The organism is Bradyrhizobium sp. USDA 3650 (assembly GCF_054057395.1).
On sequence record NZ_JBSRZG010000001.1, the window covers coordinates 1,687,867 to 1,703,306 of the forward strand.

The window sequence follows — 15,440 nt, forward strand, 5'->3', positions numbered from 1 at the left end:
CTTAGGATGTGAATATGAAAAGCCGCCGCATCCATCTGATGGGAGCTTCAGGCTCCGGCGTGACGACGCTCGGTCGTGCGCTCGCCGGCCGGCTTGCGCTGCCGCATCACGACAGCGATGATTATTTCTGGCTCCCGACCGCGCCGCCCTACCAGACGACACGCCCTGCCGCCGAACGTTTGCGGCTGATGCGCGAGATGTTCTTGCCGCGGCTCGATTGGGTGCTGAGCGGAACCGTCACCGGTTGGGGCGACGAGCTCGTCCCATTCTTCGATCTCGTCGTCTTTGTGACGACGCCGCGCGAGCTTCGCTTGCAGCGCCTGCATGACCGCGAGGCTACGCATTTCGGAGCGGATGCCGTCGCACAGGGCGGCTGGCGTCATGAGGAGGTGGAGTCGTTCGTCGATTGGGCCTCGCACTACGAAGCCGGCGATCGCGACGGTCGAGTCTCGCAAAAGATGAAGCGTGGCTCGCGAAGCTGCCCTGCCCGGTCGTGCGCGTCGACGGCTCACGCCCGCTTGCGGACCTCGTCGAGCAGCTATGCAGCGAAGCGCAGCGGCTGCCGGGTTGATGTGCTATTGTCGCTAGGCCACTGCCAAATAATAAAATAGGGGGAGAAACCATGCTCAATCGACGCAGCGTTCTGCTTGCCTCTCTTGCCGCCGGAGTATCCATGACCAGCAAAGCCCACGCCCGCGCGGCGCAGCCCGCGACGCCGGTCAATTTCGACGTCCCGGCGCATGCCTGCGACTGTCACACCCACATCCATGGCGATGTCGAAAAATTTCCGTTTTTCGCGGGGCGTGTCTACACGCCGGAGCCGGCTTCGCCGGAAGAAATGGCCGCGTTGCACAAGGCGCTGCATATCGAGCGCGTGGTGATCGTGACGCCGAGCGTCTACGGCACCGACAACTCGTCGACGCTGTTCGGCATGAAAGCGCGTGGCGCGGCCGCGCGCGGGGTGGCCGTGATCGACGACAAAACGACCGAGGCCCAGCTTGACACGATGCATGCAGACGGCTTTCGCGGTGTCCGCCTCAATCTTGCGACCGGCGGCGTCAACGACCCCAATGTCGGCCGGCCGCGTTTCACCGCCGCAGTCGAGCGCATGAAGGCGCGCGGCTGGCACGTGCAACTTTACACCACGCTTCCCATGATCTCGGCGATCAAGGACCTCGTCGAGACGGCGCCAGTCCCCGTTGTATTCGACCATTTCGGCGGCCTCGAGGCCTCGCTTGGGCTGGAGCAGCCGGGATTTTCCGACCTGGTCGCGCTGGTGAAATCCGGCAAGGCCTATGTCAAGATTTCCGGCGCCTACCGCTCCTCGAAGCTCGCGCCCGACTATCAGGACATGGTGCCCTATGCCCGCGCACTGATCGCAGCGAATGCGGACCGCGTCGTCTGGGGTACGGACTGGCCGCACCCGGATTCGAGCCGTGTCGAGGGACGCAAAGCCACCGACATCGCGCCGCTCTACCAGATCGACGACGGCCGCCTGCTCAACCAGCTTCCGGTATGGGCGCCGGATGCGGATGTGCGCAAGAAGATCCTGGTCGACAACCCGGCGCAACTCTACGGGTTCTGAGTCGCGCCAAGCGCAATTCGGTTCAACGACCGCGACACGGTTCCACAGTGAGGCGTGGAACTGTTGTCGCGAAGGCACAAACTCGTTGGACTCACACGAACGTGTTTGTGCTCTCGCTCGTTTCTCACCCTTCTGGTTGAGGCGGCGATTCATTTTCGGGGCTACGCACACGCACAGATTTCATTTGTTCGTGCGGGTGCATGCCTTTATCGCATTATCTTGCCGCGCTTTTTTCCGGCATTGGAATTGGTTTCACCGTCGCCGCCCCTATCGGACCGATGGGCATGCTGTGCATTCAGCGCACATTGGCATCAGGAATGGCCACGGGCCTCGCAACCGGCTTCGGCGCGGCGACCGTGCATCTCACTTACAGCGCCCTCGCGGTTTTGGGCCTGGGCTCGCTTGCACAGCCCTGGGTCGAGGCCAATGCCGCCAGCTTCGGCATCGTCTCGGCGCTCACGCTGCTGTGGTTCGCGATCCGAACCCATCGCGGCTCGGTCGCGCTCCAGACGACCGACGACATCGACAACGTACGTCTGGCGCGCGCCTATCTCAGCGCCATCGCGCTTGGGTTCACCAATCCGCTGACCGTCATCCTGTTTCTGGCTGCGCTGCACGCCTTTTCAATGCAAGCCGCGGCAGCCCCGCTGATCGCCGGCGTCTTCGTCGGTTCCGCGATCTGGTGGACCGTGCTCAGCACGATCGTGGCAACGGCGCGGTCACGGCTGACGCCGCGCATGCTGTCGATGAGCAGTCGGTTGGCCAGCCTGATGCTGCTGGGCCTCGGCACCATGATGCTGGTGCGGATCGCGCAGCGAATGCTGTGATCGGCGGCGTCAGCGTGCGCGGCGGGAGAAGAAGGAGATCAGCACCGGCAGCGTCACCAGGATCACGATCGGGGCGAGCATCATGCCTGTTACCACGACCACCGCGAGCGGCTTCTGCACCTGCGAGCCGATTCCTTCCGACAGCGCGGCCGGCAACAGACCGATGCCGGCGACGACGCAGGTCATCAGCACCGGCCGAAGCTGCAATTCGCCGGTGCGGATCACCGCACTCATGCGGTCCATGCCCTCTTCGATCAGCTGGTTGAATTGCGACAGGATGATGATGCCGTCCATCACGGCGATACCGAACAGCGCGATGAAGCCGATCGCCGCCGAGACACTGAAGGCGGTGCCGGTGATCAAGAGACCGAGCACGCCGCCGAAGATCGCCATCGGGATCACGCTCATGGCGAGCAGCGTGTCGGTCATCGAGCCGAAATTGAACCAGAGCAGGACGCCGATCAGCGCGAGCGAGATCGGCACCACGATCGACAATCGCCGGATCGCATCCTGGAGATTGCCGAATTCGCCGACCCAATCCATGTGCGCGCCGGGCGGCAGCTGCACCTGATCGGCGATCTTCTGCTGCGCCTCGCGAATCGCACTGCCGAGGTCGCGTTCACGCACCGAGAACTTGATCGGCAGATAGCGTTCCTGCTGCTCGCGATAAATGTAGGCCGCACCCGAGACGAGGCTGATGGTGGCGACCTCGCTCAGGGGGATCTGCGTGACGGTGCCGTTCGGTCCGGGCGCGCCGATCCGCAAATTCTGGATCGCTTCGGCGCTCCTGCGGAATTCCGGCGCGAGGCGAACGATGATCGGGAAGTGGCGGTCGCTTCCGGCCTCGTAGATGTCGCCTGCGGTGTCGCCACCGATCGCGACCTTGATGGTGGCGTTGATGTCGCCCGGCGCGAGGCCGTAACGCGCGGCCTTGGCGCGGTTGATGTCGATCTGGATGGTCGGCTGCCCGAGTGAGGTGAACACCGCAAGATCGGTGACGCCCTGCACGGTTGCCAGCACCGACTTGATCTTGTTGGCGGTGTCGGTCAGCGCCTGGAGGTCGCTGCCGAACAGCTTGATCGAGTTCTCGCCCTTCACGCCGGAGACGGCTTCGGAGACGTTGTCCTGGAGATATTGCGAGAAGTTGAACTCGACGCCGGGGAAGCGATCGTCGAGCTGCTTGAGCAGCTGCGCGGTCAGCTCTTCCTTGTCGCGGGTGCCGGGCCATTGGCTCGCGGGCTTGAGCGGCGCGAAGAACTCGGCGTTGAAGAAGCCGGCCGCGTCGGTGCCGTCATCGGGGCGGCCGTGCTGCGACACCACGGATTCAACTTCAGGCCGTGCGCGGATCACCTTGCGCATCTCGTTGACGTAGGAGTTGCCCTCCTGGAGCGAGATGGTCGGCGGCAGCGTGGCGCGGATCCAGAGATTGCCCTCCTCCAGCTTCGGCAGGAATTCGAGGCCAAGCAACCGGCTGAGCGCAACCGTCATCAGCACGAGGCCGAACGCGCCACCGAGCATGACGCCGCGGTTGGCGACCGCCCAATGCAGCACCGGCATGTAGATCCGATGCAGGATCAGCATCACCCTGGTCTCGGTCTCCCTGACATGCGCGGGCAGGATGATCGCGGACAGCGCCGGGGTGACGGTGAAGGTCGCAAGCAGTCCGCCGGCCAGCGCGTAGGCATAGGTGCGCGCCATCGGCCCGAAGATGTTGCCCTCGACGCCGGAGAGCGTGAACAGCGGCAGGAAGGCCGCGATGATGATCGCCGCGGCAAAGAAGATCGAACGTGAGACATCGGCCGCCGCGCTGAGGATGGCGTGGCTTTTCATGCCGAACAGCGTCTCGGACGACATCTGCTCGGATTCCGACATCGGCGTGGTCTGCGTCAGGCGCCGGAAGATCGCCTCCACCATGATGACGGTGGCATCGACGATCAGGCCGAAATCGATCGCGCCGACCGACAGCAGGTTCGCCGATTCCCCGCGCAGCACCAGGATGATCACCGCGAAGAACAGCGCGAACGGAATGGTGGCGCCGACGATCAGCGCACTGCGGAGATCGCCGAGAAAGATCCACTGCAGCAGCACGATCAAGAGAATGCCGACCACCATGTTGTGTAGCACGGTGTGGGTGGTGAGTTCGATCAGGTCGCCGCGGTCGTAGATGCGTTCGATGCGCACGCCGGGCGGCAGGATGCTGGACTCGTTAATGGTTTGAACGAGCTGGTGGACGCGCTTGATGGTTGGCGAGCTCTGCTCGCCACGGCGCATCAGGACGATGCCCTGCACGATGTCGTCGGCCTCGTCGAGGCCGGCAATGCCGAGACGTGGCTTCTGGCCGACGGTGACAGTGGCGACGTCCTTGACCAGCACCGGATTGCCGTTGGTCTGCGAGACCATGGTGTTGGCGAGGTCGTCGATCGAGCGGATCAGGCCGACGCCGCGCACCACGGCCGATTGCTGACCGATATTGACGGTGTTGCCGCCGACATTGACGTTGGAATTGCCGACCGCCTGGAGCAATTGCGGCAGCGTTAGGCCGTTGGCGACCAGCTTGTTGAAGTCGACCTGGAGCTCGTAGGTCTTGCTCTTGCCACCCCAGCCGGTGACGTCGATCACGCCGGGCACGGCACGGAAGCGCCGCTGGAGGATCCAGTCCTGGATCGTCTTGAGGTCGAGCACGCTGTAGTTCGGCGGACCGACGAGACGGTAGCGGAAGATTTCGCCAATCGGGCTGAGCGGCGAGATCTGCGGCTGCACGTTGCCGGGCAGCGGCGCGAGCTGCGCCAGGCGGTTCAAGACCTGCTGCAACGCCTCGTCATAGGTGTAGGCGAAGGAGAACTGCAGTTTGACGTCGGAGAGGCCGTAGAGCGAGATGGTGCGAATGGTCGTCACGTTCTTCAGACCTGCAACCTGGGTCTCGATCGGGATCGTGATGTAGCGCTCGATCTCCTCTGCCGACAGGCCCGGGCTCTGCGTCACGATGTCGACCATCGGCGGGGTCGGATCGGGATAAGCCTCGATGTTGAGCTGGTTGAACGCGATCAGGCCGCCGATGAGCACGGCGACGAACATCCCGACCATCAGGAAGCGCCGGTTGACGGCAAGGGCGACGAGGCGATCCATTCAGGTCTTCAGCTTGTCTTTTTCCCGGCCCGTCGATCAGCTGCCGGACGCCGCGCGATCGATGAACAGGCTGCCTTTGGTGACCACCTGCTCGCCGGGCTTCAGATTGCTGGTGACCTCGACGAGGTTGCCATTGATGAGACCGATCTTGATCTCGCGCAGCTCGACCGACTTGTCCTCGCGTGCGACCCAGAGGCGGACCTTGTCGGCTTCGTAGATCAAGGCCTGCTTCGGTACCGCCGGCGCGGCGCGGTCGCCGGACGAATAGATCGTGACGTTGGCGAACATCTCCGGCTTCAGCAGACCGTCCTTGTTGTCGATGGTGGCGCGGACCAGCAGGCGGCGGGTGTTCGGATCGATCGCGGCGGCGACGTAGTTGACCTTGGCGGTCAAGGGGCGGCCCGGGAGCGCCATCACGTTGACGGTGATGTCCTGCCCGATGCACACGGCAGCCGCATCGCTCTCGCGCACGAAGGCGGTGAGCCAAACCGTGGAGAGGTCGCCGACGACGAAGACCGGATCGCTCGCGCCCGAATTGACGTACTGGCCGGGGCCGATCTTACGCTGCACCACCGTGCCCGCAATCGGCGAATAGATCGTGACTTCCGGATTGATGACGCCCTTGTCCTGGAACGCCTTGATGGTCTCGTCGGTGAAGCCGAGGATACGCAGCTTGTTGCGCGCGGCTTCCAGTGCCGTCGCCGATGAGCGCATGTCGTTCTGCGCCTGAACCTGAGTCGCTTCCGCCTGCTGATAGTCCTTCAGGGGGATGGCATGGCCCTCGTAGAGGTCCTTGGCGCGCTTGAACTGGATGTCGGCAAGATCGATCGCCGACTTCGCCTTGTTCTGCGAGCTCATCGCCGCAATGAAATCGTTCTGGGCCTGCACGGTGTCGGCGGCCTCGATCGTGAACAGCGGTTGACCTTGCTTCAGCACCTCGCCGGGCTTGGCGAGCAGCTTGGTCACGCGGCCCGCATAGGGCGAAAACACCGGCGTCGAACGGTCCTCGTCGACTGCGACCTTGCCCTCGGTGACATACTCGGCGCGGAAGGTCTTGGCCTTGACCGGCTCGATCGTCAGCGTCGCCCATTCCGACGGCGTCGGCGTGAAGTTCTGCGCATTCCTGCGCGACTGGCTGGAGATCTCGGAGTGGTTCTTCTCCTTCGCTCCCGCATGGAGGAAGCCGTAAGCCCCGGCACCGGCAAGAGCTAGTAAAACTACGGATGTAATCACCCGTTGTTTTGTAAGCACCTGCAATCGCTTGGTATTTTCAACTACCATGGGGCCCGGTCATGTCTGCGATGATAGCGGCGGATGCCGGCGTCATCGGTCGCGCTAATAGTGCCGAATTGTGATTTCAAACAACCTAAAAAACGCCGGGCGCCTTTCGGTTTGCGTTAAAAATTTGCGACACGTCAGCTTCACGTCAGCTTGTCACCGGCCACTCTGCCGGATGACTGCCGAGCGGCATCGCCGGACGGCTCCATTGCGCCGGCGTCTTCGACAGCAGCGCTGAATGGCGCACCGCCTTCAACGTGCCGAAGCCAGATGGCATGCTCTCGATGAATGCAGCGTGTACGGCCTCGCCCGTAATATCCGGGGTATTCAGGCCATTTTCGAGCCGTCCGAGATTCCACAGCCAGCGCCCGGTCTGCGCCAACGACACGCGGACGTGCCAGCTGCCGCCTTCGCGGGCCTGGCGGACCTTGGCCATCATCGCGCCGAACGCCATCAGATAGCCGGTGGCGTGGTCGAGCATCTGTGCCGGTAATTCCTTCGGTCCATCGATGCCAGCAGCCTGTCCCTCGGCATGGTTGAAGCCGGTCGTGGTCTGCACCAGCGAATCGAAGCCGCGCCGTTCCGCCCATGGACCGGCATGGCCATAGGCCGACAGCGTCACGTAGACGATGCCGGGATTGATTTTCGCGGCGTCCTCCGGCGTGAAGCCGAGAGCGGCGAGCGCGCGCGGCCGATAGCCTTGCGAGAAGATGTCGGCGTCCTTCAACAGCGCGCGCATCTGCGCTCTGCCCGCCTCGCTCTTCAGCTCGATGAAGGTGGTGAGCTTGCCCCGGCCGGTGTCGATGGTCAGCCACGGAATGGCCGGCAGTTCGGGGCCTGACACGAGCAGCACATCCGCGCCGTGCACGGCGAGCGTGCGGCCGGCAACGGGGCCCGCGATAACGCGAGAGAGATCGAGCACGCGCAGGCCTGCGAGCGGGCGATCGCCTTTTGGCAATCGTTGCGGCCATGGCTTCGGCGGGGCCTCGCCGATCTTCTCGATCGAGACCAGCGGCAATTCGGCGAGCGCGCGGGCCTGCGGCAGCGCCGACCATTCGTCGTAGGAGCGCATCAGGGCAACGACGCCGCCCGCGGCATAGGCCGCAGTCTCGAAATCCTCGCCCTTCCATTGCATCAATGCGGCCTGCACCTTCTCGCGCTCGGGCTCGCAGCCGAGCACCTTGCAGACGGCGTCGCGATGATGCGGGAAATTGGTGTGGCAGCGGACGAAGCGGTTGTCGCCGGTTCTGTAGACGCCGGCGATGGCGTCCCAGGCGGGCGGCGGCGGCTTGTCGTCGACGCGCAAATAGCGCTCGGAGCGGCATTCGGCGACGGCATGGCGCAGCTCGACGCTGACGTCCTGCGCCTCGCCGCTGCGCAATCTCCAGATTTCGGCGGCGGCAAGACCGGCGGCGGCGATCGTCGTCTGGCCGGCAATTGCGACGCGAAACGAGGACGGGATTTGCGGCTCCTCGCCCGTCAGCCGCACGCGCGCGAGCGCGGCGGCATCACCGCCGGCGGAGGTCCAGATGCCACTGAGAATTTCGGTGGGGCTTTGCATGACCCTTCTCTCCCTTTAGTTTGCAATCATCGCATTAGCACACAAGGACAGGCAATGGCCGCCATCGATCCCCTCACCGCAGGCGCCGTGTTCATCGCAACGGCGGCCACCGACGCGGTCTATGTCATGTTCACCTCGGCCGTGATTGCGCGCAAGCGCGTGCCCGCGGCGAACTGGAGCGCGGTCTGGTACATGCTCTCCTCCTATGCAGTGATCAGCTACACCGAAAACGCGTTCTATGTGGCTTTCGCGGCGATCGGCTCCTGGGCCGGCGCCTACGTCTCACTGACATTCCTGCACCGCCCGCCCGGCGGCCCGCCGGTGGGGGCGGCACCGGAGTGAGGGCCGCTGTTTCCACACGGTCATTGCGAGCGAAGCGAAGCAATCCAGAGTCTTTCCGCGGTGGCAGTCTGGATTGCTTCGTCGCAAGAGCTCCTCGCAATGACGATGTGGAGGCTTTTGGGCGTCTCTCGAAACAGCTACACTCGCTGCGACCAACAAAAAGGAAAACCAAACAATGGATCTCGGTCTCAAAGGCAAGAACGCCGTCGTGCTTGGCGGCACGCGCGGCATCGGACGGGCGATTGCGGCGACGCTGGCCGGCGAAGGCAGCAATGTCGCGGTGTGTGCACGCAACGCCGATCAGGTTGCCGCCACCGTTACGGAGTTGAAGGCCAGCGGGATCCGCGCGACCGGCGGCCCGGTCGACGTCACCGACGGCGCGGCACTGAAATCCTGGATCGAGAATGCTGCAAAGGAGCTTGGCGGCATCGACATGCTGTTCTCCAACGCGGGCGCGATGGCACAGGGCCATGATGCCGCATCGTGGGAGCAGAATTTTCGGCTCGACCTGCTCGGCGCCGTCCACGCGTTCGATGCCGCGCGGCCGTTCCTCGAGGCCAGCGGTGCGAGCAGCGGCGACGCCGCCTTCGTCATCATCTCCTCGATTTCAGCGGCGCAAGCGGACACGGCGAGCTCCTACGGCCCGATCAAGGCGGCATTGATCCACATGGCCAAGGGGCTGGCACGGCAGTACGCGAAGAAGAAGATCCGCGTCAACGTGGTCTCGCCTGGCACGGTCTATTTCAAGGGTGGCGTCTGGGAGATGATCGAGCAGAACATGCCTGAGCGCTACAATGATGCGATGAAGCGCAACCCTACCGGCCGCATGGCCACGCCACAGGAGATCGCGAGCGCAGCGGTGTTTCTGGCGAGCCCGGTGTCGGGGTTCACCACGGGCTCCAATCTGGTGGTGGACGGCGCGATCTCGAACCGGGTGAATTTTTAGAATATGCTCGTCATTGCGAGCGCAGCGAAGCAATCCAGTATCTCTCCGCAGCGACAGTCTGGATTGCTTCGCTACGCTCGCAATGACGGTGCGAGAGGGGCGCGTCCCACAACCTCAATGAAAATCCCGCGACGGCGGCAGGATGCGGACGTTGCGGGGGTGGCGAAGTTTTTGCGCGGGCGCATCCGCATGCGCCCGGGGATCGTCGTTGAGCGGTTCGACCACGGTGGCGCCTGCCGGCACCGGACGCTTGCGGCCGAGGGCGTTGTTGGCGAGGCCGACCAGATCGTGCGAACGGTCGATCATCCGCTGGGCGATCAGATGCGTCACCTTTTCGGGGCTGCTCTGGATGTAGCCTTCGACCAGGATGAGGCGCGCGCCCATCACCTCTTTCCGGTACTGCTCCATGATCTTCGGCCACACCACGACATTGGCGATGCCGGTTTCGTCCTCCAGTGTCATGAACACGACGCCGCTGGCGCTGCCCGGCCGCTGCCGTACCAGCACGACGCCAGCACAGCGGACGCGGCGCCGCTCGTTCTCATGATTGATGTCCCTGCAGGCGACGATGCGTTCGCGCGTAAACATCTCGCGCAAAAATTCCATCGGATGCCCCTTCAGCGATAACCGAATGGTCTGATAGTCCGCGACCACCTGTTCGGCCCGCGGCATCACCGGCAACGGCCTGGCGTGCTCGTCCGGCTGCTCGCGTGCGGTGGCCACCTCGAACAGGGGCAGCGGCACATCGTCGGGCAGGCGCCGCACCTGCCACAGCGCCTCGCGGCGGTCGAGTCCGAGCGAACGGAAGGCGTCGGCATCGGCGAGCAGGATCAGCGCGCGCTTGGGCAGGCCGGTGTCGCGTGCGAAGTCTTCCAGCGAGGTGAAGGGCCGGCGATTGCGGGCGGCGACGATGCGGTCGGCCCAGTCGGGCGCTCTCTCCACATACTCATTCCGAGGCGCGCCTCTTTTCAGCCTTTCCTCATCCTCATCGAGCCAATGAAAACCGTCGATCTGGCGGAAGCCCAGGCGCACGGCGCAATATTTGCCACTTCCTTCTTCCAGCGTGTTCTGCGCAAAGCTGTAGGACACATCGATATCGCGCACCTCGACGCCGTTCTTGCGGGCGTCGCTGACGATCTGCGCCGGGGCGTAAAAGCCCATCGGCTGCGAGTTCAGGAGGCCACAGCAGAATGCATCAGGATGATAATGCTTCAGCCATGAGGAGATATAGACAAGCTGCGCGAAGCTTGCGGCATGGCTCTCCGGAAAGCCGTAACTGCCAAAACCCTTGATCTGTTCGAAACAGTTTCTGGCAAAATCAGGCGCATAGCCGCGTGCGATCATGTTGCCGATCATCTTGTCTTCGAACTTGCCGATGGTGCCGACATTGCGGAACGTTGCCATCGCACGGCGCAGGCCGTTGGCCTCCTCGGCCGTGAACTTCGCGGCCTCGATCGCGATCCGCATCGCCTGCTCCTGGAACAAGGGCACGCCGAGCGTCTTGTGCAGCACTCTGTAAAGCTCGTCCTTGTCGCCATGCTCCGGTGACGGCGATGGATAGTTCACTTTTTCCAAGCCGTTCCGCCGCCGCAAATAGGGATGCACCATGTCGCCCTGGATCGGCCCCGGCCGCACGATCGCGACCTCGATCACGAGATCGTAGAAGGTCCGTGGCCTCAGCCGGGGCAACATGTTCATCTGCGCGCGGCTCTCGACCTGGAACACGCCGAGCGACTCCCCGTCGCACAGCATGTCGTAGACTTTGGAATCATCCTGCGGGACGCTCGCCAGCATCCAGCGTTCGCCCTTGTGCTGCTCGATCAGATCAAAGCACTTGCGGATGCAGGTCAGCATGCCCAGCGCGAGCACGTCGACCTTCATCATGCTGAGCGCATCGACATCGTCTTTGTCCCATTCGATGAAGGTGCGATCGTCCATCGCGGCATTGCCGATCGGCACATAGGTGTCGAGCCGGTCCTGCGTGAGCACATAGCCGCCGACATGCTGGGACAGATGACGGGGGAATTCGATCAGCTCGGTCGCGAGCTCGACCGCGAGGTTGATCATGGAATTTTGCGGATCGAGGCCGGCCTGCCTGACCTGCATGTCGTTGAGGCCCTTGCCCCAGCTGCCCCAGACGGTGTCGGCGAGTGCGGCGGTGACGTCCTCGGTCAGGCCCAGCGCCTTGCCGACATCGCGGATGGCGCTGCGCGGGCGATAATGAATGACGGTGGCGATGATCGCGGCGCGATGGCGGCCGTAACGCCGATAGACATATTGCATCACCTCCTCGCGCCGCGAATGCTCGAAATCGACGTCGATGTCGGGCGGCTCCAGCCGTTCCTTGGAGATGAAGCGCTCGAACAGCAGATCGACCTTGGTGGGGTCGACCGAGGTGATGCCGAGCACGTAGCAGACCGCCGAATTCGCCGCCGATCCCCGCCCCTGGCACAAAATGTTCTGGCTGCGCGCGTAATGCACGATGTCGTGCACCGTGAGAAAGTAATGCGCGTATTTCAGCTCGGCGATCAGTGCGAGTTCTTTCTTCAGGGTGGCGCGCAGCTTGTCGTCGATCTTGCCGCCAAAATATTTGTCGACACCGGCCCAGGTCAGATCCTCCAGATGCCCCTGCGCGGTCTTCCCCGGTGGCACCGGCTCATCCGGATACTGGTATTTTAGCTGGTCGAGCGAGAAGGTGATCTTGTCCGCAAAGCGCATGGTCTCCGCGATAGCCTCAGGGAAATCGCGGAACAGCCGCGCCATCTCCCTGGGCGCCTTCAGAAACCGCTCGGCATTGGCTTCCAGCTTCCGGCCGACCGCCTCGATCGTGGTCTTTTCCCGGATGCAGGTCAGCACGTCCTGGAGGGGACGGCGCGCGGGATGGTGATAGAGCACCTCGTTGGTCGCAAGCAGCGGCACTTTTGCTTTTGCGGCGAGATCATCGAGCTGCGCGAGGCGGCGGCGGTCGTCGCCGCGATAGATTAGGCTCGCCGCCAGCCACACGCCCTTGGCACGACTTGCTTTCAGCTTGGCGAGGATGTCCTGCGTCTGCGCCGCATCGAAGCGATGCGGCAGCGTCAGGATCAGGAGCTGGCCTTCGGAAAACGCAAGGAGATCGGCGAAGGTGAGATGGCATTCGCCCTTCGCGATCCGCGTGATGTCGTCGCCGCGCTTGCCCCGGGTAAGAAGCTGGCACAGCCGGCCATAGGCGGCGCGGTCACGCGGATAGACCAGAATATCGGGCGTACCATCGATGAAGACGATGCGGGTGCCGATCAGAAGCTTCGGCTTGTGCAGCACCTCGTCATTGTCGAGCTCCTTGTAGGCGCGCACCACACCGGCGAGCGTGTTGTGATCGGCGATGCCGATCACGGGAATGCCGAGCTTGCTGGCCTGGTGCACATAGGCGCGCGGATCCGAGCCGCCGCGCAGGAAGGAGAAATTCGTGGTGATGCCGATCTCGGCATAAGCGGGCGTGTTCATGCGAAGAGACCGTGCACATACCAACCGGGAAGAGCGGGCTTGCCGTCGCCGTCGAAGCACTCCCCCTCGTAAAGACCGTCGCGAAAGATCCAGAAGCGCAGGCCCTCGGCATCCTCGATGCGGAAATAATCCCGTGTCAGTTGCTTGCCGTCCTGCCGCCACCATTCCATGGCGATGCGCTCGGGGCCCTCCACCCGCACCACCGCATGCTGCGCGCGGCGCCAGGTGAATTGATGCGGCGGCCCGTCGGGCACGGTCGCAAACGGCACATTGATCGGCTCAGGCTTGTCGAACAGCCGCAACGGACGCAGTGGCGGCTCAGTCTCGGTGCGCGCGGGCCATTCGGCCTGCATCGCCACGGCGAGATGATGCTGCGCCGGCGCCGCCAGCACCGCACATTCAGGGATATGGGTATCCTCAGGCAGATGCACGACGACGCGCTTTCCGCCGATGCGTGCGGCGATGCGGTCGATCAGCGCGGCAAGCTCGTCATTGTCGTGGACATGGGCGTCGAGATCGCGCTGCTCCTGCACCACGATTTCGGTGCGGCTTGCCGACAGCCGCACCATGTCGAAGCCGAAGCCGGGATCGAGGGGATCGGCGAGCGCATCGAGGCGCTCGCGGAACAGCCGGTCGATGACTTTGCTTTGCGTCACCGGCCGCCCGGTCTCGACCATGATCGCGCGCACCGCGCCGTCGGTACGGAAGAAGGTAGCCTCTAATCGTCGCGCGCCCTTGCCCTGCTTCTCCATCGACGCGATCAACGTGTCCGCCAGGCGCGACAGCGTCATCGCGATCATGGTGTCGGTAGCGATCGGCTCGGCAAAGCGTTTCTCCACGATGTAATCGGGCAGCGGCTTTCGTGGATTGATCGGTGCATCGCCCTGCCCCAGCGCATGGGCGAGCAACGTGGAGAACCGTGCACCGAACCGCGCCGTGATTTCGCTCGGCGTGCGCGAGGCCACATCGCCGATGGTCTTCAGGCCGGCGCGTCGCAGGCCGGTGCTGATAGCCTCACCCGCGCCAAGCGCGGACACCGGAAACCGGCTGATTGCCGCCGCCTCCCCGCCATCGGCAACGATGGTCCCTGAAGATTGCCGCGTCAGCGTGCGCGCGCAGACCGAGGTGCCGGCGATCGCCGCGCTGACGGCAAAGCCCTGGCGGTCGAGGGCACGGACAAGGGTTTGCAACAGCGCAGCCTCGCCGCCGAACAGATGCGCGCAGCCGGTGATGTCGAGGAACAGCCCGTGCGGCGGATCGAGCGCCACCAGCGGCGTGAAACGATCGCACCAATCGGCGATGTCGCTGATCGTCTTGGCATCGGCCACGGCATCGGCGTCGAACACCTTTAGATCCGGACACATCGCCCGGGCATTGGCCAGAGGCTGGCCGATATACAGACCGAGGCGCTCGGCCGCCTCGTCCAGCGCATGGATCACCAGCGCGTTGCTATCCTTGGCAACGACGATGCTGGGCGCATTATTTTCATGCAGTCCGACGTTGCCGAAGAACCGCTGGATCCGATCGATGGGCAGGCGCGGCAGCCACAGGCTGAGGATACGCCGACGATTCAGAGAACTGGCACTCATCACATTTCCATTCCATGATCCACCGGCCGCACGGGCCATGACGATTGCGCAGGAGCTCGGCATCGAATCGCGGCGCGCCCCAAGCGCTCCACATCGCGCCCGGCGGCGAATGCGCCGCGCGCAGCATCCATCTGGTCTCGGCGGTCGAGGGTAAAGGTTGCGCGGCCATCCGCAGCAACAGGCCGGTGACACCGGAAGATTGCGCAGCCAATGTCAGCTTGCGGCTCGCCACCAGATCGAACTGCCTGGTCTCGCCCCAGAGCTCGAGCACGACGGCGCCCAGCGCGTCGCAGGCGAGTGCATCAGCCGACGTGCGCAGCGCGCTCTCCACGTCGGCGGCGCGCACCATCACCATGCGGCGCGGATCGAGACCGATCTCGGCGAGCCCGCTCATCGACAGCGCACCGGTTTCAATGTCTGAAAAATCCTGCCGCACCCACAGCAGCGGCTTGCGCGCCGTCACCCGCCCCGCAAGTCCGGTGACAAAGCCCGTCGCGGCTGCGCCCTGACGTCCTTCGCAAAACACCTCGTGGATTGCCGCGCGCGCGAGCCCGCCCTTCAGCGCGTTGTCGGCCTCGCTATGGCCAAGCGCGACACGGTCGCGATGATGCACGACCTCCGCCGTCTCGATGCGCTCGATCTGGCCACGCAAGGCTGCAAGCGCGCTTATTCGTGCGCCGCTCATACGCCGCTCCTCAAGGGT

The 15,440-nt window shown here is 64.0% G+C and carries 10 protein-coding genes and 1 pseudogene; 5 read left to right on the plus strand and 6 right to left on the minus strand.

The window, feature by feature from the left end:
• Positions 1-14: 14 nt before the first annotated feature.
• The 3 genes and pseudogenes from ACVIN2_RS08140 to ACVIN2_RS08150 all read left to right on the plus strand — a co-directional run bounded on the left by ACVIN2_RS08140 (position 15) and on the right by ACVIN2_RS08150 (position 2,412).
• Positions 15-571, plus strand: a pseudogene (locus ACVIN2_RS08140) (hypothetical protein).
• Positions 572-622: 51 nt separating this feature from the next.
• Complete coding sequence (locus ACVIN2_RS08145; RefSeq protein WP_456765202.1) at positions 623-1,585, plus strand: amidohydrolase family protein; 963 nt, start codon at positions 623-625, stop codon at positions 1,583-1,585.
• Positions 1,586-1,785: 200 nt separating this feature from the next.
• Positions 1,786-2,412: a LysE family translocator gene (locus tag ACVIN2_RS08150; RefSeq protein WP_456765203.1), complete on the plus strand. Its 627-nt coding sequence runs from the start codon at positions 1,786-1,788 to the stop codon at positions 2,410-2,412.
• Between the two features lie 9 nt (positions 2,413-2,421).
• On the opposite strand, the gene ACVIN2_RS08155 is transcribed toward ACVIN2_RS08150, so the two are convergent.
• The 3 genes from ACVIN2_RS08155 to ACVIN2_RS08165 form a co-directional block, all read right to left on the minus strand.
• Entirely contained in the window at positions 2,422-5,538 is a 3,117-nt protein-coding gene (locus tag ACVIN2_RS08155; RefSeq protein WP_456765204.1) for an efflux RND transporter permease subunit, read from the minus strand.
• 36 nt (positions 5,539-5,574) lie between these two features.
• Complete coding sequence (locus ACVIN2_RS08160) at positions 5,575-6,819, minus strand: efflux RND transporter periplasmic adaptor subunit (RefSeq protein WP_247467430.1); 1,245 nt, start codon at positions 6,817-6,819, stop codon at positions 5,575-5,577.
• Between the two features lie 145 nt (positions 6,820-6,964).
• Complete coding sequence (locus tag ACVIN2_RS08165) at positions 6,965-8,377, minus strand: CoA transferase (protein WP_456765205.1); 1,413 nt, start codon at positions 8,375-8,377, stop codon at positions 6,965-6,967.
• A 54-nt stretch (positions 8,378-8,431) separates the two neighbouring features.
• Between ACVIN2_RS08165 and ACVIN2_RS08170 the strand changes: the two genes are divergently transcribed.
• Both ACVIN2_RS08170 and ACVIN2_RS08175 read left to right on the plus strand, forming a co-directional pair.
• Positions 8,432-8,719, plus strand: a complete 288-nt coding sequence (locus ACVIN2_RS08170; RefSeq protein WP_007593600.1) for a hypothetical protein — start codon at positions 8,432-8,434, stop codon at positions 8,717-8,719.
• Positions 8,720-8,894: 175 nt separating this feature from the next.
• A complete protein-coding gene (locus tag ACVIN2_RS08175) occupies positions 8,895-9,665 on the plus strand; it encodes an SDR family NAD(P)-dependent oxidoreductase (RefSeq protein WP_456765206.1) in 771 nt (256 codons plus the stop codon).
• A gap of 114 nt (positions 9,666-9,779) precedes the next feature.
• Here the strand turns inward: ACVIN2_RS08175 and ACVIN2_RS08180 are convergent, their stop codons facing one another.
• The 3 genes from ACVIN2_RS08180 to ACVIN2_RS08190 are packed head-to-tail and all read right to left on the minus strand — an operon-like array spanning position 9,780 to position 15,422.
• Complete coding sequence (locus ACVIN2_RS08180; protein ID WP_456765207.1) at positions 9,780-13,148, minus strand: error-prone DNA polymerase; 3,369 nt, start codon at positions 13,146-13,148, stop codon at positions 9,780-9,782.
• Positions 13,145-14,737: a Y-family DNA polymerase gene (locus tag ACVIN2_RS08185; protein ID WP_456765208.1), complete on the minus strand. Its 1,593-nt coding sequence runs from the start codon at positions 14,735-14,737 to the stop codon at positions 13,145-13,147. The genes ACVIN2_RS08180 and ACVIN2_RS08185 overlap by 4 nt, the downstream gene beginning before the upstream one ends.
• Positions 14,634-15,422, minus strand: coding sequence for an ImuA family protein (locus tag ACVIN2_RS08190; protein WP_456765209.1), 789 nt, complete (start codon positions 15,420-15,422; stop codon positions 14,634-14,636). The genes ACVIN2_RS08185 and ACVIN2_RS08190 overlap by 104 nt, the downstream gene beginning before the upstream one ends.
• Between the last annotated feature and the right edge of the window lie 18 nt (positions 15,423-15,440).